This window comes from Vibrio sinaloensis, assembly GCF_000808535.1.
Classification (GTDB): Bacteria; Pseudomonadota; Gammaproteobacteria; order Enterobacterales; family Vibrionaceae; genus Vibrio; species Vibrio sinaloensis_D.
Genome location: NZ_JWLV01000047.1, coordinates 19634 through 38477 on the forward strand (window position 1 = coordinate 19634; position 18844 = coordinate 38477).

Consider the following 18844-nt stretch of genomic DNA (forward strand, 5'->3'; position numbering starts at 1 on the left):
CCATTAATCAGCGAGATAAAATAAGAGTGTGCAATTTCTCGGCATTTGATTCACAACCAAGCTCACAACCTGATAAAAGGAGAGGGAAAGTAATGCCGAAGAGTCGATTTGTGTGTTATATTTTTGCACCTTAAACGTATTGTACATACGATCTATAAATAGAGGGATAATGGCTCTATGAGCGATCTAGCTAAAGAGATCACGCCCGTAAACATTGAAGATGAGCTTAGAGGTTCATACCTTGACTATGCGATGTCCGTAATCGTTGGTCGTGCTCTTCCTGATGTGCGTGATGGCCTAAAGCCTGTACACCGCCGCGTTTTGTTCGCGATGAATGTGCTAGGTAATGATTGGAATAAACCATACAAAAAATCTGCCCGTGTTGTTGGCGACGTAATCGGTAAATATCACCCGCATGGTGACAGTGCTGTATACGACACTATCGTTCGTATGGCTCAGCCGTTTTCATTACGTTACATGCTAGTTGATGGCCAAGGTAACTTTGGTTCTATCGATGGTGACTCAGCAGCGGCAATGCGTTATACCGAAGTTCGCATGGCAAAAATTGCCCATGAACTTCTCGCTGACCTAGACAAAGAAACCGTGGATTACGTACCGAACTATGACGGTACTGAGCAAATCCCAGCGGTTCTTCCTACTAAAATTCCTAACCTATTGGTAAACGGTGCCTCTGGTATCGCAGTAGGTATGGCAACCAACATCCCGCCACATAACCTTGGCGAAGTGATCGATGGCTGCTTGGCATACATCAATAATGAAGAGATCACGATTGATGAGTTAATGGACTACATTCCTGGTCCAGATTTCCCAACAGCGGCACTAATCAGTGGTCGCAAAGGTATTGTAGACGCGTACAAGACTGGCCGCGGTAAAATTTACATGCGTTCTAAAGCGGAAATCGAAGCGGACAAGAATGGTAAAGAGACCATTGTCGTTACCGAGATCCCTTATCAGGTGAACAAAGCTCGCTTGATCGAAAAGATCGCTGAGCTTGTTAAAGATAAGAAAGTTGAAGGCATTAGTGCACTGCGCGATGAGTCTGACAAAGACGGTATGCGCATTGTTATCGAATGTAAGCGTGATGCAGTGGGCGAAGTGGTTCTAAACAACCTATACGCGAACACTCAGCTTCAAACGACGTTCGGTATCAACATGGTTGCGCTGAACAACGGCCAGCCACAGCTGTTCAACCTAAAAGAGATGTTGAAGTGCTTCGTGGATCACCGCCGTGAAGTGGTGACTCGTCGTACTATCTTTGAATTGCGTAAAGCTCGTGAGCGTGCGCATATCCTAGAAGGTTTGGCACTGGCATTAGCGAACATCGATGAGATCATCGAACTGATCCGTAAGGCGCCAACACCAGCAGAGGCGAAAGCCGGTCTTGTGGCTCGCGGTTGGGATCTAGGTAATGTAGCAGCAATGCTAGAGCGCGCGGGTACTGATGCGGCTCGTCCTGAGTGGCTAGAAGCACAATACGGTATCCGTGATGGTCAGTACTTCCTGACTGAAACTCAAGCGCAAGCAATCCTAGACCTACGTCTACACAAGCTTACTGGTCTTGAGCACGAGAAGATTCTTGACGAGTACAAAGCGCTTCTAGAAGAAATCGCTGAACTGATGCATATTCTTGCAAGCACTGAGCGTTTGATGGAAGTGATCCGCGAAGAACTAGAAACAGTTCGCGATGCATTTGGTGATGTTCGTCGTACGGAAATCACAGCAGCAAGCCATGACATCGACATGGAAGAGCTGATTGCACGTGAAGACGTGGTCGTGACTCTTTCTCACGAAGGTTACGTTAAGTACCAAATCCTAAGCGACTACGAAGCACAGCGTCGTGGTGGTAAAGGTAAGAGTGCAACGAAGATGAAAGATGAAGATTACATCGAGCGTCTGTTGGTTGCGAATACTCACGATAACATCCTATGTTTCTCTACACGTGGTAAAACTTACCGTCTGAAAGTGTATCAATTGCCGTTAGCGAGCCGAACTGCTCGTGGTAAGCCAATCATCAATATTCTACCGCTAGAAGAAGGTGAGCGTATTACCGCAATTCTACCAGTTGATGAGTTCTCACCAGAGAAATTCATCTTTATGGCAACTGGTGACGGTACGGTTAAGAAGACATCGCTTGATCAATTTGCAAACGTACGTTCAAACGGTCTAATTGCAGTTAACCTACGTGATGACGATTCCTTGATTGGCGTTGATATTACCAACGGCGATAGCGACATCATGCTGTTCTCTAAAGCGGGTAAAGTAGTTCGTTTCAACGAAGATAAAGTTCGTGCAATGGGTCGTACTGCGGCAGGTGTTCGCGGTATGAAACTGGCTGATGAAGATCAAGTGGTCTCTCTCATTGTTCCTTCAAACGAAGGTGACATTCTAACTGTAACGCAAAACGGCTACGGTAAACGTACCGAGCTTGCCGAGTACCCGACGAAAGGTCGTGCAACACAAGGTGTCGTCTCTATCAAAGTGTCAGAGCGTAACGGTCCAGTTGTTGGCGCGGTACAGGTAGAAGAAGGCGATGAGATGATGATGATCACTGACGCTGGTACTCTAGTTCGTACACGTGTTTCTGAAGTGAGCCAAGTTGGCCGTAATACGCAAGGTGTTACGCTAATTCGCACTGCAGAAGATGAGAGTGTTGTTGGACTTCAGCGTATTGACGAAGTAGAAGAGGTGGATTTACCAGAAGGTGAAGATGCTGCTGATACAGAAAACACAGCTGAAGTAACGTCTGAGAATCCAGAAACGCCGACTGGCGATGATGAGCCTCAAGCGTAAACACGTTTTAAATGAATCAAAGCCGAGCAATTGCTCGGCTTTTTTGTGCTCAGAATTAAGCAATTTCGCCAATAGTTTCAATAAGGTGTATAACTCGTCTCAAAAGTGTCTCTCTCTGAGTTAGTCTGCACTTTGGTTCACGTATAGTGACCAAACTACGCAGTAAAAGGAGAGATGAGATGGGTTTAGATACACCAATGGCGATATCCAATTATCTAGGTGGCTTGCTCGCCTTGCTCATTTTCTATCCATTTGCTCTTGTTACACTGCAAATTGCTATTTACTCCCCCACTAAACGCGGCCGTATTACGAAAAAATTTAATATTCTTTGCGCTTGTGCGGCAGCGTTCCTGCTTGTCATGCATATGCAAACTGAGGTGATTTATGGCAAAGAGCTGTTAGATCGCTACTATTCGACGCACGCCAACGAACGACCTGTTGTAAGTGAAGAGGATGGGTCCACGCAAGCGGCTAACGACGGGGTTGGGCTGCCTGAAATGACGGAAAAATGACGTCAATATTTTGCAGTCAATTCAATAATTTACAGTCTGTTGTTTGGTTGTCAAATGTTCGTGCATCTTGGTTAAAATCCCGATAATATTCGCCACTTTCCTACTGTTCCAGGCGAAATATCAACCATGAAATTATCATTAAAACAAAAACTGATAGGTGCCAGCTTATTAGCGGTGGTGCTAATGGCAAGCGTGCTAACTTGGCTATCTGCAGACCAACTTTTCCAACAAACTCGTAACGGCGTATACGCTCGTGCAGAGAGTCTAGCCGCTGCTGCTTCAGAAGGGATCTCTGACTGGATTTCCATTCGTAAACAAATTTCTACTGCGTTCAACGATTACAGCCAAGAAGCCGATGTCGTTCCATACTTGCAGCAAGCGCGTAAAGCGGGTGGGTTCGATGATATCTTCCTCGGTACTCCAGAGGGCGGAATGTACCGCTCGCATCCAGAGCGAAATCGTGCAGACTATGATCCACGTACTCGCCCTTGGTACAAAGATGCCAATGCTGCGGGCAAGCAAATCATCACAACTGCCTATAAAGATGCGATTACCAATGCGCTATTGGTGACAATTGCTGAGCCAGTTCGTCGCAACGGCCAGTTTGTCGGCATTGTTGGAGCTGATGTTTTGATCGATCAGTTGATCAACGATGTCATTAATCTCGATGCGGGTAAGAACGCTTACGCGATGCTTATTGATACTCAAGATGGCAACTTCCTAGCGCACCCAAACAAAGACTTATCGCTGAAACCTGTGTCAACGCTTTCAAATAAATTTACCCTTCGCGCGATTCAAGAAGCGGCAAATACCGGCTCTATTGAGCTGATTGAGCGAAACGGCGTAGAGAAAATGGTCTTCTTTAAACAAGTACCAGATACCCCGTGGATTTTTGCGATTGAAATGGATCGCGCAACAGAAGAAGCGGCACACTCAGAGCTGTTGGTTGACCTGATTATTACGGCAATCGTAATTACTTTGATCGTTGTCTTTGTTGTCTCTTGGTTGGTGAGCTTCTTGTTCCGCGATTTAGGCCGTGTGTCCAAAGCGTTGGAAGAAATTGCATCAGGTGAAGGTGATTTGACTCAAAGACTTGAACCTCGTAGTGACGACGAAGTTGGTCAATTGGCGTCAAACTTCAATACCTTCGTTGGTAACATGCATTCGATGGTGTCTAAACTGAGCTTAGTTTCGGCGTCACTGTCAGAGCAGGCGAAGCAAACTGCGCAACATGCTGAAGAGCGCAGTGCCCGTATTCGTCATCAACAAGATGAAATCAACATGGTTGCTACCGCTATCAATGAAATGGCTGCAGCCACACAGGAAATCGCGGGCAACGCCGATCATACGGCGCAAAACTCGTCAGAAGCGGTATCAGCGTGTGTGCATGGTGGTCAGCAAGTGGTGCAAACACAAAGTTCGATTCAAAATCTGGCGCAGGAAGTTCAGGTAGCGACCGAGGTTATTCAAGAACTTGAAGCACACGGCAATAGCATTAGTACGATTCTATCGACCATTCAAGATATTGCAGAGCAAACCAACCTACTTGCACTTAACGCGGCAATTGAAGCGGCGCGTGCGGGTGAACAAGGTCGTGGATTTGCAGTGGTGGCCGACGAAGTTCGTGTGTTGAGTCAACGTACTCATGCTTCGACGAAAGAGATCCAGCAGATGATTGAAACTCTGCAAGGTACGACGGGTAAAGCCGTGGGCATTATGGGCGATAGCCGCATGTTGGCGGATACCAGTGTGGGCGATGCAGATTCTGCGGCAGTGAGTTTAACCCAAATCCAAACGGCTGTTGAACGCATCAGTGATATGGCGACTCAAATTGCTTCAGCGGCAGAAGAGCAAGCGTCGGTCACATCTGAAATTACGCGAAACACCGTGGGTATTCGTGATGTGTCGAATGACTTGGCGGATGAGGCACATGACGCGGCATCTCAAGCGGCGCAATTGTCAGAGCTATCTCATGAGCTAGAACAAGAAATCAATCGCTTCAAGTTGTAAGCGCCATACCTTGTTTCGACTAAGCCCGGTTTTTACTACCGGGCTTTTTTTGTTTGATGCTTTTCCGAAATGGAAAAATAAACTTATCAAAGTTTCAATAGTAGAAATGATCGTGCAAGTTTTAAAATCCATACAAAAAACAAGGATTACAAGCTATGCCGACTTCTCTCAACGCATTCCAACAACGTGTTCACGCTATCGTGACCGACACCAACCTTAGCCCAAAACAAAAGAACCAATTTCTCGCGTTAGAAGCGGAGGCGAACCTTCCATATTTGGAGGTGTCTGATGCCGTTTCGATTGCGATGGAGCAAGGCATCATTTGTGACATGTTTGAGGGACACGCACCTTTCAAACCTCGCTACGTGCTGCCCGATTATGCAAAATATCTAAAGCAAGGCTCGATGCATCTTGAAGTTGAGCCTGCGCAAGATTTTGATGATGCCCTCAATTTGCTGACCATTCTTTATCATCACGTTCCCTCAGTCACTAATATTCCCGTTTATCTTGGTCAACTTGACGAAGTGCTGCTTCCTTATGTCGGCTCTCTAACAGAGCAACAGGTTTATGCCAAACTCAAGCGCTTCTGGATTATGTTGGACCGCACCCTACCTGATGCGTTCATGCATGTGAATATCGGTCCTACGGACAATATGATTTGCCGAACCATTCTTAAAGTCGATGCAGAGCTTAAGCAGATCGCGCCCAACTTAACTTTTATGTATGACTCGAGCATCACTCCGGACGATCTTTTAAGGCAGGCAACCAGTAATATTTGCGAATGCAGTAAGCCACACATCGCCAACTATCCGATGCATGTAACCGCATATGGTGATAAACAGTTTGGCATTGTTAGCTGCTACAACTCATTGCCGTTAGCGGGTGGTTCCAACACGCTAGTGAGAATGAACTTGAAAGAAGTGGCTAAGCGTTCAAAAGACAGTACGGACTTTATTGATTACGTTCTTCCGACGTACAACGAGCTAATGATTGAGCTGATTGAGGCAAGAAGCCGTCATCTGCATGAACACTCAAACTTTTTTAAAGGCTTTTTGGCGACGGAGGCGCTGATTTACGAGAACCGTTTTGCACCAATGTACGGGATATACGGCATGGCAGAGGCGGTCAATATCCTTTTAGAGAAAGAAGATTGCAATGAACAATATGGCCACAGTGATAAGGCAAACCGACTCGCACTTGCCATTTCAGAAAAGCTGGCGCATTTGGTCGACACTAGCCCGGTTAAATACGGCTATGAAGGCAAAGCATTATTGCATGCTCAGGGCGGGATTAGTCTTGATAAAGATGTCACACCAGGTGTGCGTATTCCTTATGGGACCGAGCCGGATCCGGTGAGCTATGTTCAAGCGACCGCGCCGCAGCACAAATACTATACGTCGGGGATCAGTGATATCTTAACGATTGATGAAACCGTTAAATCGAACCCTGAAGCGATGTTCAATCTTTGCAAAGGTGCGTTGGCCATGGGCTACCGCGAGTTTACGGCAAACGTGGCATCAAACGATTTAGTTCGTGTAACTGGCTATATGGTTAAGCTTTCTGACATCGCCAAGTTCGCCGCTTCAGGTTCACGCTCGAACACGACATTTCTTGGGGCAGAAGCGGCAAATAACACCGGGATACTTGAGCGCAGTCCACGAGTCGTCAGCATGGAATCGCAGCCGTACTATCAGTAAGGCCTTAAGATGGAAAAAAGCGCGTTTGTCAGCCGAATTCTGAATTTTTCATGTGTGGATGGACCAGGGAATCGCCTGGTCATCTTCCTACAAGGGTGTAATTTTAGCTGCATTACCTGCCATAACCCTCACACAATCAATCACTGCAACCATTGTGGTGATTGTGTTGCTGTGTGCCCAAGCGGAGCTTTAACGCTAGAGGATAGTGGGCGAGTCGCATGGAACGAGGTCAAGTGCACCCATTGTGATGCTTGCCTTGATCGCTGCGATCATCATTCGAGCCCAAAGATTTTGAGTTACACTGTCACTAAGATCGTGGGGCTGATTAGAAAGCAGCGCCATTTTATCAGTGGCATTACCATGTCCGGAGGTGAAGCGACTTTGCAGCTTCCTTTCATCATTGATCTATTCAAAGCAATCAAACAGGACGAAGAGTTATCACACCTCACTTGTTTTATTGATAGCAATGGTTATTTGTCGCAACAAGGATGGCTCAACGTGTTGCCCTTTATGGATGGGGCGATGATTGACCTGAAATCTTGGCAGGATGAAACCCATCAGTGGCTTGTTGGTCGCGACAACCATAAAGTTATTCAATCGATTCGCTTGTTAGCAGAGCAGGGAAAATTACACGAGCTTAGACTTCTTCACGTGCCAGATAAAAGTGATTTGGAGAGTGAAATTTCCCATATTGCAGCGCTTATCAACCAGCTGCCAGCCAACGTCAATATTAGGCTCAACGCTTTTCAGCATCATGGCGTGATTGGGCAAGCGCTATCTTGGTCAAAATGTAGCGAAGGGCAAATCGATCACCTCTACCAACGGCTTGAAAAGCTCGTTCCAAATCCGATCAGCCGCGCCTGCGTTTACGTCTGATGCACTGCCAAAAGTTGCTGATGGAGCCAGCGCAATGCCGGATGATTTAAACTGGCTTGATTCCAAACCAAACTGTATCCAACTTGGCCATAATCAAAGGGTAGAGGTTTCTGAATGAGCAATTTCGCTTGATATGCCTTGTCTGCCCAGGCTTTGGAGCAGGTTAATATTCGTTCGGAGTGATGGCACAACACGGCGGCAGAACCAAAATCTGAAACAGAGATACTCACATCACGTGAACGATGTTGCTGAGTCAAATTCTGTTCAAAGAAGGGTTCGGCAAGGTCGTCATCGTGAATCCCAATATGTTGGTATTGGAGATAATCATCGATTGATATTGTTCGCTTGCTCGCTAAAGGGTGGGTGGGCGAAAGCAGACAGACCATTTCATCTTCCATGATTTGCTGCCACATCAAATCGCGGCTTCGTGTCGGCGGTTGGCTCACATCGTGGGGCAGCAGCATAAAATCGACCTGACCGCGACTCAACGAATCAAAGTTCATTTGCTCTTTAGCGAAAAGCTGAACGTGTTTAGCAGAGGACAACTGTTGGCAGATTTGTTCAATTCGCTCGGCAAATAGCTCGAAGGTACTTTCGCGCATGGACAATGAAATGGTGCCGGTAAAACTGGCAGGTTCGAATTCTCCTTGATGAAGAATCCCGTTCATGCTCGACAAGATACCATGGATTTGCGGAGCAATGCTCAGAGCAAAGGAGGTTGGGAGCAATAAGGTTCCCTCTCGATAAAATAGCTCATCACCTAACTGCTCTCTAAGTTGTGACAGCGTTTTGCTTACACTAGAGGGCGTGACACATAATTTCTCAGCCGCTTTAGTCACGCTGTTGGTTGAAAGCATAACGTGAAGTACCGTTAAGTGCTTCATGCTGATTCGGGAAAGGGCAATAAAATCCATGGCGTAACATTGTTGGTCAGTTTCTACTGCATTATATCCGCGTTGACTGCTTTGCAAAGTGCTCGTTGTGTGGAAGTGCTATTCCGCTTCTATACTAGAGTAACAATGGCTATTAATTTATTGCTTAATAGTTAGATCGTGTTGGACTAGGAGGAAAACATGAAGGTACAAAGTTTATTGATCATTGGTTTGTTGTTGGTGGTTAATCCAGTGTTGGCTGATGAGGATGATATGGATGAAGCGACCAAGGTGAAGGTTGCTCCAGATTTTCAAGTCATGGACGAGGATAAAGACGGGTTCGTGTCGAAAGAAGAGTTTGATGCGTTTCGTTTAACGATGGACGACGGTGAAGAAGAGGAAGAGAACTCATTAAGTGCTTTCGCTTCGTTTGATAAAGACAAAGATGGTTTTGTCAGCGAAGAAGAGTTAGCGGCTCACGCAAAATACTCAAACCCAGGTAATGGCACAGGCGCATTACTTGATAACAAAAAGCAAAAGTCCAACGCCAACCGTAAAGAGAAAAAGGAAAAGCCCGACCGCAGCGATAGAGGAAAAAACAGTGATCGCGGCAATGGTGGTGGAAAAGATAAATAATCGTAATAAACACAACGCCCCAAATATGGGGCGTTGTGTTTATAGGTATCAGTCAATCAGACCATACTGAGATCCAAGGACATCGATAATCTCTTGCTTTGGATTATCACTTAGCTCAATTGGGCGACCTGTAATCTTTTCTGCGATCCCTGTGTATGTGCGGGAAATATCCATAAGCGCTTCAAGAGGCAGTGCGTTTTCGCGCGCCAGTGCTTCACGTTCAGGCATACGTTCTTTGTTAAGAAGGATATCTGGATCAGGGAAGTGGTTAAGCAAAAATTGTCGGAATCCTTCTTTTGAATTCTCGACAATATTACCGGCTTGATACTCCTTTTCATCCCAAATACGGGATGAATCTGGCGTACCGACCTCATCCATGTAGATCAGTTTTTCGTTGCCTGCAGCATCTTGAACGTAGCCAAACTCAAATTTTGTATCGACAAAGATTTGGTCCACTTTAGCCAGTGCATCACTGATGACGCCAAACCCTTCGCGGAGCAACTTCTCGTAGAGTGCAATATCCTCTGGTTTGGAAAAGTTGAAGGCGGCAAAGTTGTCTTCGATATTTTTACGAGTGATGTTGACATCATCGGCTTCTGGAACGTCTGGGATACCTTTAAGAATGCCTTTGGTTGAAGGAGTCATTAGCAAGTCAGGGAGTGCTTTATCGCGCTCGAGTCCCTCTGGAAGTTCAATGCCACAGAACTCACGCTCACCCTTTTCATAGGCACGCCACATCGAGCCCGTGATGTATTTGCGACAAATCGCTTCGATCATAATTGGTTTGGCTTTTTGAACGATCCAAACTAGTGGATGAGGGATATCAAGAATGTGACTATCGGCGAGTCCATTTTCTTTAAAGAGGCTAAACCAGTGATTAGAGATCGCATTCAAGGCAGCGCCTTTTCCTGGTACACCTTGCAATCCACCCTCTGCATGCCAAATGCAGTCAAACGCCGATATACGGTCACTGATAACCATGATGGCTAAAGGCGCATCAGGGGCAACATCGTAGCCTTTTTCTTGAATAAGGCGTTGGCTGTCTTCTTCAGTTAACCAATATACAGAGCGTACTTTTCCGCTATGAACTGGCTTATTGGTGCGAATTGGAAGATCGTCATTTACGGCGAGAACTTGATCGGCGAGACTCATTTAGACATTCCTATCTTTGTCAAAAATGGGTGAAAGACGTAATTTGCTTTCGATTTGCAGTGCATAATACCAGAACTTAGCGAGGCTTCCAGATAAAAAGCAAACGTTTGCTTAATTTTTTAACGGCGCAATGGCGATGTGATAAAAAGAAAAAGCCCCTCACAAAGGGAGGGGCCAAAGACAGTGTAAATGTTGAGCTTATTAGTGGTACTGGAATGATCTGCCCTCAACAAAAAAGACCGCACACTGGAATTGGTTAGCGAGGTCAGTAAGTAACGCTTGATCTAATTCTGAAATTTGGTTGGACGCGACAACGGCACTTGCGTTACCCGACTGAATGGCTTTGGTCACAATCTCTACCTCTGACTGAGTTTGAGATGCTCTCATCTGGATGATCTTTTTGCAGCTGACATTGTATGAAGCGAACTGTTCGTAGTCTGGACGTGGACATTCAGCAGTAAACAAAATCCATTGCTTTTGGTGCGATAGGCTCGCTAAGCGGTAAAGAACGGTGTCATCGATGTTCATCGGCTGGGTAGGTTGAGCGAGAACATTGAATTTAGAAACCGAGCGACTTGTTGGTTGAAACTGAATCATAATACTGTCCTTTCATACATGCTGTATGTGTATACAGTAGTTTGTTTGCTGGAAGTGATCAAGACTTTTTGTTGTCTTTTTAATCGAAAAATAGAAGCACGTGAGCGAGAATGAAAGTTAAGTGTTTGAATTTAAATGATTACCTTTATCTTATTGCAAGTAATCTAAGTATGAGAAACTGTGAGTGAACGCACATGGTTTTATACAGTACTGTGGAGAAAGTACTGTATAAAACCAGAGAGGTTGTTTGTTGGAAATCGCCCCTAAGTGTCAAGATATCCTCAACCAGCTTGGTATCTTGTCATCTTCATGCTGAGGCTTTGTGGTTTGGGGCGCTAATTTCGACTTGAGCTAATTTAGCACTTTCTAGGGGGTAAGAAAGCGCTCAGGATAATCACTAAAAATACCATCTAGATTGCTAAGGCGCTTTAAGCGATTTGGGTTGTTTACTGTGTAGCACCAGACTTTATAGCCGAGCTTTTGCAGAGATGAAATCTGTCGTTTGCTTGTCCAGAGATGGTTGAGATTGCAACCAACGGCTTGAACCTCTTCTAGAAGAAGCCGATCTTTTCTCCTCAACCTTTCTAACAAAACGGCAATGGCGTGGGTGGGAAACTGCTTTCTAAGCTGGCGAACGACATCGTGGTTAAAACTCGAAAACAGAATCGCCTCTGTTGGCAACTCAATGCCTTTGAGGGTGTGCGCAAGGAGGTCGACAACGTGTTCAGGGTCATGGTGATCGATTTTTACTTCAAGGTTTAACTTGATGCGGTGTCGATTGGCAATGTCGAGCAACTCACTCAAGGTCAATATTGTTTGCGGAGAACATTCAGGATAACGATGGGCAAAATTAAGCTGGCGTAGTTCGCTTAAGGTCAGTGTATCAACTCGACCTTTCCCATTACTGCATCGATCAACTGTGTGATCATGGCAAACCACAAGAACATCATCTTTGCTTGGTTGGATATCGACTTCTATCCAGTTGAGGCCGAGCTCTATCGCAGCTTCAATACTCACTCGGGTGTTTTCAGGGTAATGACCGGCAATGCCTCGGTGTCCGACTATATTCATTTGCTTAACACAATCAAAAAATAATGAGCGGTTAGATTAGCGCTAAAGAGTGGTTGTCACTACAAAAATCTGAGACTATCGCCAAACAACAAAACAATAAAACAACAAAACAACAAAACAATAAAAAATAACGAAGAGATTTGATTTTGAACGCTGAACGTAAAGCTGCTTGGATACTTATTGCCACAACGATGTTGGCAGGTCTGGGGTGGATATTTTCCAAAGAAACCATTCAAGGCTTACCGCCTTTCGGTTTTATAGGCCTTCGCTTTTTGGTTGCTTCGGTTTGTTTGCTGCCATTGTGTTTTCGGGCATTTCGACGCTTGAGTCGCGTTCAGCTAGCACAAGCCATTGGTGGGGGCGGTATTCTCGCTCTGGCACTTTTGGCTTGGGTCCACGCTATCTCTATAAGCGAAACCCTTGGAGAAGGGGCGTTTATTGTTAGTTTGTCTATGATCATTGTGCCAATTGTGGCTTGGGCACTGTTTAAAGAGCGGCCAAAGCGTGCATTTTGGTTTGCGATGCCAATTGCCATCGCTGGATTGGCGTTTCTTTCGTTGCAAGGAGGCTGGAATAGTTCGCCCGGGCAAATTTGGTTTCTTGCCAATGCGTGTTTGTTAGCACTTCATTTCAATGTCAATAGCAAGCTAGCGCAAAAGCTTCCAATCTTACTGCTTACGTGTATACAGCTATTTGTGACGGGCTTGATTGCCTTGGTGATGTCACTTCTGCTCGAAGAGTCGCCAGTCAGTGTCGATTCGTCAATCTGGGGGTGGTTTGCAGCCAGCGCGGTTCTGGCCACCAGTCTAAGATACGTGATGCAGACACTTGGCCAGAAGGGATGTAACCCCGGCAACGCGGCGCTCATCATGTTGTTAGAACCTATTTGGACGGTGATTTTAAGTATCCTCTGGTACGGCGAACAACTTTCAACCAACAAACTGATTGGGTGCAGCTTGATCTTATTTGCTCTTCTATTTTATCGCACCGATGGCAGACTCTTCAGAGTTCGCCGCTAGCAATAGTCTAGGTTTCTAGTGAGATCCTTCATTACTTATTTAGAAGGTAAAATTAAATTGCTATAATTGATGTGATTATTAGTAATTTGTCGTAAGAAACACAGGGATGAACGCATGAAAATTGGAGTAATTGGTGCTGGTGCCGTTGGGGTGGGAGTGTGCAACTACCTTCTGACGATAGGCAGTGTGAGTGAGTTGGTACTGCTTGATAAAAATCTTGAACGTGCCGAAGGTGAAGTGTTCGATTTTCGCCACACCGCAGCGCTGACGTTTTCAAAGAATACTCACTTAGTGCCAACTGATGACTATTTGAACCTGATTGGCGCGGACATTGTGGTGATTACCGCAGGCGCACAAATCCAACAGGGTCAGACTCGAATTGATTTGGCTGAGGTCAATAGCCGAATTGGTGTTGAAATTGCCAAAGAAGTCGAGCGAGTAGCGCCAAACGCCATTTTGATCGTCGTATCGAACCCTTGCGATATTGTGGCGCATTTTATCGCGACAAATACCAAGTTTCCTCGCTCCAAGGTGATCAGTAGCGGTTGTGTAATTGATACCGCGCGTCTGATGACGATAGTGGCAAATCGAGTCAACTTAGACCCTAAAAACGTGTTTGGTTATGTGTTGGGTGAGCATGGAAGTAACTGCTTTACGCCTAAAAGTTTGATTTCAATCGCTGGGCAGCCTGCAGACTACTATTGTGATACTCACCATATCGACCGAATTTGCGCGGATGAGTTATTAGAGTCTGTAAAGCAAGCTGGCTATGAAATATTTAAACGTAAACAAAATACCACTCACGGTATTGCGGCCAGTGTGTTTAGAATTATCCAAGCGATAATGATTAACGAACGCTCAGTATTACCTGTGGCGACTCTTCTTGATGGGCAGTATGGTATTAAGGATGTTGTTCTAAGCCTTCCAACCGTGATTGGTAAGAATGGGGCGGAATCTGTCTTGAGCCATCCATTTACAGAAGAAGAACAGCAGACATTGAAACAAATTGCGCAAAACTTGGATGCCGTTGTGGCTGAAGTAGCCGAAAAAACAGGGCTTCTAAAGTCGTAGCAAATTCACACCTTAGAGTTTTTGCTCTTTCCATTTATTGAGGACTCGCTAAATTAACAAGTGTAAATAACTTGTTAATAATTGCGAATGATACTCCACACTCTCAAAGGCTATATACAAACTCTGTATATAGCCGAATATCCCGATAAATTGATGCTGCTCGATGGTGCAAGCCGAGCGGATGTTGATGATATAACGCAGTTCATCACCCTGAAGTTAAACAGACCAATCACTGATCTTAAAGTCGTGGTGATTACCCATATGCACCCTGACCATGCTGGTGGAGCGAATCTACTGCGGGCGCGCACGGGGTGTGCACTGGTGTCGGCGGACCGCCCTAATCAGTGGTATTCGGGGCTAGATGGTTTCATCATGCACCTAACGGATATTGCATTGGCCATGTGGGTAGCTAAACGCAAGAATCAGCCTAAGAGAAACCTTTGGTATAGTCGCCATTTACATCCTGAGGTAAGGGTTAGAGAGGGCGATGTTATACCCGGATTTGAAGATTGGCGGGTAATGGAAACACCAGGTCACACCGATAGAGACTTGTCACTATACCACTGTGAACAAGACCTGCTTTATGTGGCGGATCTAATTGTTGAAGTTAAGCAGCGTTTGATCTCTCCCTTTCCGATATTCCACCCGAATCAGTACCGAGCTTCAGTAAAAAGGGTATTTGAAATGGCTCCGAAGCGTCTACTGGCAGCGCATGGAGGGGAGGTGACTTTTGATAAGGAAACCTATCGATACCTGATCGAAACCACCCCTCGCACGCCGTCCACGCATTGGCGCGTCACTAAAATTCAATTGAGAAGTTTATTCACCGCACTTTGGTCACTCGGCCGAGCGAAACGGAAAAATCAATGACTCAGTGTTAAACCCTGCTTGTTCGGCAATGCGGAGATATTTATTCAGCTTGTAATCTGGAATGGTGGTGTTGCGAGATAGAATCCAGAAATACTCGTTGTTATAGCCAGAAACAAGCGCAGTTGAGTAATCCGGTTCGAGATAAAAGACGACATAGCTGCTGTAAAACGGCCCAAAAAAGGAAACTTTCAAATGACCGACATCAGCGTCTTGAACAAACTTCGCTTTGCCGATGGCTTCATTCCAGATTTGATCTTTTTCGCTCCAACCTCGGTTAATGACTTTAATGGTGCCATCGTCGTTAAACGAATAGTTTGCCGAGACATTCGTCAGGCCACGTTCAAAGCTGTGGTCAAGCCTAGCGATTTCATACCATGTGCCGAGGTAACGATTGGCATCAAAATCAGAGACGGGTTTTACTCGCTCAGGAATTGCCGTACAGCCGTGGAGAAATATAAGTGCAATAAATAGAATGATTCTTTTCATATTTATCAGCCAGTTAACATAGATATCAATAACTTTAGCTCTGTTGGGCGTGAAGATCTAGCAAAGTCTTATCGCGACTCATTTGCTTCGAGGATTTGCAGGTAATAAAAAAGAGAAGCCGAGCTTCTCTTCGTAGAAAGGTTGAATCTTGCGCGATTCTCTGTGCACTATTTTTGTTCTAAACAAGCAAATTCAGCACGCCACAGTAACGAGTTAGATGACTCCATGTTAGCCAAGATCTCCTTCCCGGATAGTTGGGGGAAAGCGTGCATCACCTTCGCATCGTCTTCGCGATTTGATCTTGCATAAGCCCTAACATGAGTGAAAGTGCCAGATAAATTACTAGACAGCATAGAGCGTGAAAGGCAGATCCCAAATATGTCCCTTTTCATTTCGATTCCCTCAAAAAAGCAGCGATTATAGAGTGTTATTTTTTGCTGCGTAGCCAAATACGTTGCGCGCGTTTGCGCTGCTTAATAATTATACAAGAGGATTGCGTGAATAGCGTAAAAAATGAACATAAAAAAGATTGATCGTAATCAATAAACGATGAGTTTCTGCTCGTAGGTTTGGTGTGTCATCTGGTTAATTCGTTTTAGTTATAAAAATGGCTAAAAACAACAAATCATATACACACTTCATTCACAATTTCGCTACGACAAACTCGGACAGATTCGGCAACAGTGATAGCCTATAGGCGAGTTAAGGAGAGGCTATGAAATGGAGCAGTATCAGCTTTCGTAAGCGAATGTTGATTATCATGACGCTGTCTGGATTGATCGAGCTACTATTGCTCGTGGCAGCGGGCTTTATCTATGTGAAGCATTCTCAGGAAGAAGAGATGGGAATGAAAGCGCTAGGTTTGGCCTCTTTTTTGTCGAAATCCCAATATGTGATTGATGCAATCGAAACGGGAGTGACATCGGAGCAACAACAGCGATTTAGGGACCTGACTCAGCTTGTCGGTGCGGCATTCATTGTGATCGGTGACGAAAATGGCGTTCGGCTCGTTCATCCTGTCGATGAGCGTATTGGTTTACCGATGAAAGGCGGTGACAACAAGCGCGCATTAGTGGATGGTGAGGCATACATTTCTACTGCTAAAGGATCATTGGGCTACTCTGTGAGGGGAAAAGCAGCAGTATTTGATTCTCACGGAAACATTATTGGGGTGGTATCTGTTGGTTATTTGCTAGATAGACTTCAAGATCGAATCGAACCCTTCTTGCTTTATCTCATTTTGATGGCGCTTGCCGTCGTTGCCGCTAATGCGATTTTGTCGAGCTACGCCTCTCGACGTTTTCAAAAAGCCATTCTAGGTTTTGAGCCAGAAGAGATAGGGCGTTTGTATGTTGAGCTTGACGTCACGTTGGAAACATTAAAAGAAGGAATACTGAGTATTGACGGTGATGGGCGACTCCGATCGATAAACCGTAGTGCTTGTCAGATCCTGAATATTAATAAAGCGGACTCTATCAACAAGCCATTGAGTGAAGTACTTCCTGATAGCGACCTGCAATCGGTTCTTCAAACGGCGCGAACCGACCATGATATCAACCTCTATTTAAACCAAAAAAGGCTAATTGCGAACCGCAGTCCAATCATCGTTGATGGAAAGGTGGTCGGTGCGGTTTCAAGTTTCCGACTCAAAGATGATTTGACCGAATTGACCGAGCAGCTCGCAAAAACCAAAGAATACGCAGACCTACTGCGCTCTCAGACACATGAGCATCGTAACAAACTCAACACCATCAGTGGCATGGTTCAAATGGGAGAACTCGAAGCTGTTCAACATCTAATTGGCCAAGAAACCGCCCATTACCAAGCGATTATCGAGTTTTTGCGTGAAACCATTAAAGAGCCACTCATTGCGGGTATGTTACTCGGAAAGACAGAGAGAGCGAGAGAGCTTGGCCTTGAGCTGATGGTTGAAGAAGGCTCAAGGCTACTTCCTCTGCCGGATCGAATTAACGCCGAAGATGTGGTAACGATTTTAGGTAACTTAATCGACAATGCTTTTGATGCCTCGAGAGAAGCGATGGCCAAAGACTCCGCGTTTAACGCCATTAGGCGCAAGGTTGAAGTTTCCATCAGTGATTATGGCAACGAAATCATTCTGGAAGTGTTGGATCGTGGATGCGGCTTACCCGATACCATAACACCAGAATCACTGGTTGAGAGAGGAGTCTCTACCAAAGATCAGGAAACCCGAGGCGTCGGCTTGTATTTAGTTAATGAGTTGGCGATGCGCTATAGGGGCGAGCTGGAAATGGTCAATAACAAGGATAATGGAGCAAGAATGACGGTGTATTTACCGAAGGAAGATGTGGTATGAGCAAGCAAACAAAGGTGATGATCATCGAAGATGATATTGCCATAGCGCAATTGCATCAAAAGTACTTGGAGCAAATTGGTGGTTATGAAGTGATCGGTATTTGTACCACTAAGATGGAAGCCAATATTCAACTCGAGATCTTGAAACCTGACCTAATTATGCTCGATGTTCATCTTCCTGATGGTTCGGGTTTAGAGATCCTCAATGAGCTGCGCAGCAAAAGTCTTCAGTGTGATGTAATTTTGATTACCGCCGCAAGAGATGTGGATACGCTGCAAATGGCGATGCGCGGTGGCGTGGTTGATTACTTACTTAAGCCCGTTATGTTTCCGCGATTGGAGGCGGCCCTAGCTAAGTACGTCGAGCAAAAACAGCAACTGACGCGTGCTTCTGATTTAGACCAAACAATCGTTGATAAAATGCTGCAATCCACCAGCATTCACGAACCTTCCGTCAACCGACTGCCTAAAGGAATCGATGGCGTCACCTTGGATAAAATAAAAGCGTTATTCCAAGAGCCGATAAGCTTAACGGCCGATGAAGCTGGCGAGAGAATCGGTGCCAGTCGAACAACGGCGCGCCGTTATCTAGAATACTTAATTAGCACTGGAGAGTTAGAAGCTGATCTGAACTATGGCTCAGTAGGACGTCCAGAGAGAAGTTACAGAAGATCCCAATAAGAACAACCATTCCTCACTCTCACCTAGACGTTTTAGGTATCGACCTCTAAAGTTGTAGAGTAGCTCGTGTCAGTTTATTCGCTCAATAGGGCGGACACTATAAGATGGAGCGTTGCACGCAACAGCTTCACGTATTGAAGGCTATTTTG

General features: G+C 45.4%; 17 protein-coding genes. 11 read left to right on the forward strand and 6 right to left on the reverse strand.

The window, feature by feature from the left end; all coding sequences use genetic code 11:
• Window positions 1–177: 177 nt before the first annotated feature.
• From gyrA to RJ47_RS18070, 5 genes are all read left to right on the forward strand, one after another.
• Window positions 178–2811 carry a DNA topoisomerase (ATP-hydrolyzing) subunit A gene (gene gyrA, locus RJ47_RS18050; RefSeq protein WP_039485977.1) on the forward strand — a complete coding sequence of 878 codons (2634 nt, stop codon included), beginning with the start codon at window positions 178–180 and terminating at the stop codon, window positions 2809–2811.
• Between the two features lie 179 nt (window positions 2812–2990).
• On the forward strand, window positions 2991–3323 hold the full coding sequence (locus tag RJ47_RS18055) for a hypothetical protein (protein ID WP_038134466.1): 333 nt from the start codon (window positions 2991–2993) through the stop codon (window positions 3321–3323).
• Window positions 3324–3449: 126 nt separating this feature from the next.
• Window positions 3450–5333 (forward strand): methyl-accepting chemotaxis protein, encoded by a 1884-nt coding sequence (locus RJ47_RS18060; RefSeq protein ID WP_038212000.1) that lies wholly within the window; start codon window positions 3450–3452, stop codon window positions 5331–5333.
• Between the two features lie 155 nt (window positions 5334–5488).
• Complete coding sequence (locus tag RJ47_RS18065) at window positions 5489–7030, forward strand: YjjI family glycine radical enzyme (protein ID WP_039485980.1); 1542 nt, start codon at window positions 5489–5491, stop codon at window positions 7028–7030.
• 9 nt (window positions 7031–7039) lie between these two features.
• Entirely contained in the window at window positions 7040–7906 is an 867-nt protein-coding gene (locus RJ47_RS18070; RefSeq protein WP_039485983.1) for a YjjW family glycine radical enzyme activase, read from the forward strand.
• Here the strand turns inward: RJ47_RS18070 and RJ47_RS18075 are convergent.
• Window positions 7897–8820, reverse strand: coding sequence for a LysR family transcriptional regulator (locus RJ47_RS18075; RefSeq protein ID WP_038134473.1), 924 nt, complete (start codon window positions 8818–8820; stop codon window positions 7897–7899). The genes RJ47_RS18070 and RJ47_RS18075 overlap by 10 nt on opposite strands.
• A gap of 159 nt (window positions 8821–8979) precedes the next feature.
• Here RJ47_RS18075 and RJ47_RS18080 point away from each other — a divergent pair, with 159 nt between their 5' ends.
• Window positions 8980–9414 carry an EF-hand domain-containing protein gene (locus tag RJ47_RS18080; RefSeq protein WP_038211991.1) on the forward strand — a complete coding sequence of 145 codons (435 nt, stop codon included), beginning with the start codon at window positions 8980–8982 and terminating at the stop codon, window positions 9412–9414.
• Between the two features lie 48 nt (window positions 9415–9462).
• Here RJ47_RS18080 and RJ47_RS18085 read toward each other — a convergent pair whose 3' ends face one another.
• From RJ47_RS18085 to RJ47_RS18095, 3 genes are all read right to left on the reverse strand, one after another.
• The gene (locus RJ47_RS18085; protein WP_039485985.1) at window positions 9463–10566 is read right to left on the reverse strand and encodes a phosphoribosylaminoimidazolesuccinocarboxamide synthase; all 1104 of its coding nucleotides are present in this window, start codon (window positions 10564–10566) and stop codon (window positions 9463–9465) included.
• A gap of 201 nt (window positions 10567–10767) precedes the next feature.
• A complete protein-coding gene (locus tag RJ47_RS18090) occupies window positions 10768–11163 on the reverse strand; it encodes a SulA-like leucine-rich domain-containing protein (RefSeq protein ID WP_005473851.1) in 396 nt (131 codons plus the stop codon).
• Window positions 11164–11529: 366 nt separating this feature from the next.
• The gene (locus tag RJ47_RS18095; RefSeq protein ID WP_039485988.1) at window positions 11530–12234 is read right to left on the reverse strand and encodes a glycerophosphodiester phosphodiesterase; all 705 of its coding nucleotides are present in this window, start codon (window positions 12232–12234) and stop codon (window positions 11530–11532) included.
• Window positions 12235–12380: 146 nt separating this feature from the next.
• Between RJ47_RS18095 and RJ47_RS18100 the strand changes: the two genes are divergently transcribed.
• The 3 genes from RJ47_RS18100 to RJ47_RS18110 all read left to right on the forward strand — a co-directional run bounded on the left by RJ47_RS18100 (window position 12381) and on the right by RJ47_RS18110 (window position 15194).
• Complete coding sequence (locus RJ47_RS18100; protein WP_039485990.1) at window positions 12381–13253, forward strand: DMT family transporter; 873 nt, start codon at window positions 12381–12383, stop codon at window positions 13251–13253.
• Window positions 13254–13367: 114 nt separating this feature from the next.
• Entirely contained in the window at window positions 13368–14324 is a 957-nt protein-coding gene (locus tag RJ47_RS18105) for a lactate/malate family dehydrogenase (protein ID WP_039485992.1), read from the forward strand.
• An 87-nt stretch (window positions 14325–14411) separates the two neighbouring features.
• A complete protein-coding gene (locus tag RJ47_RS18110; protein ID WP_039485999.1) occupies window positions 14412–15194 on the forward strand; it encodes an MBL fold metallo-hydrolase in 783 nt (260 codons plus the stop codon).
• On the opposite strand, the gene RJ47_RS18115 is transcribed toward RJ47_RS18110, so the two are convergent.
• Together RJ47_RS18115 and RJ47_RS21570 are read right to left on the reverse strand one after the other, a co-directional pair.
• The gene (locus tag RJ47_RS18115) at window positions 15162–15680 is read right to left on the reverse strand and encodes a lipocalin family protein (protein ID WP_038134485.1); all 519 of its coding nucleotides are present in this window, start codon (window positions 15678–15680) and stop codon (window positions 15162–15164) included. The genes RJ47_RS18110 and RJ47_RS18115 overlap by 33 nt on opposite strands.
• A 167-nt stretch (window positions 15681–15847) precedes the next feature.
• Entirely contained in the window at window positions 15848–16072 is a 225-nt protein-coding gene (locus RJ47_RS21570; protein WP_038187030.1) for a hypothetical protein, read from the reverse strand.
• Window positions 16073–16395: 323 nt separating this feature from the next.
• On the opposite strand from RJ47_RS21570, the gene RJ47_RS18125 reads away from it, so the two are divergent.
• Both RJ47_RS18125 and RJ47_RS18130 read left to right on the forward strand, forming a co-directional pair.
• The gene (locus tag RJ47_RS18125) at window positions 16396–18015 is read left to right on the forward strand and encodes an ATP-binding protein (RefSeq protein WP_039486004.1); all 1620 of its coding nucleotides are present in this window, start codon (window positions 16396–16398) and stop codon (window positions 18013–18015) included.
• The gene (locus RJ47_RS18130) at window positions 18012–18695 is read left to right on the forward strand and encodes a response regulator (protein WP_039477686.1); all 684 of its coding nucleotides are present in this window, start codon (window positions 18012–18014) and stop codon (window positions 18693–18695) included. Before RJ47_RS18125 ends, RJ47_RS18130 begins: the two co-directional genes overlap by 4 nt.
• The last annotated feature ends 149 nt before the right edge of the window (window positions 18696–18844 follow it).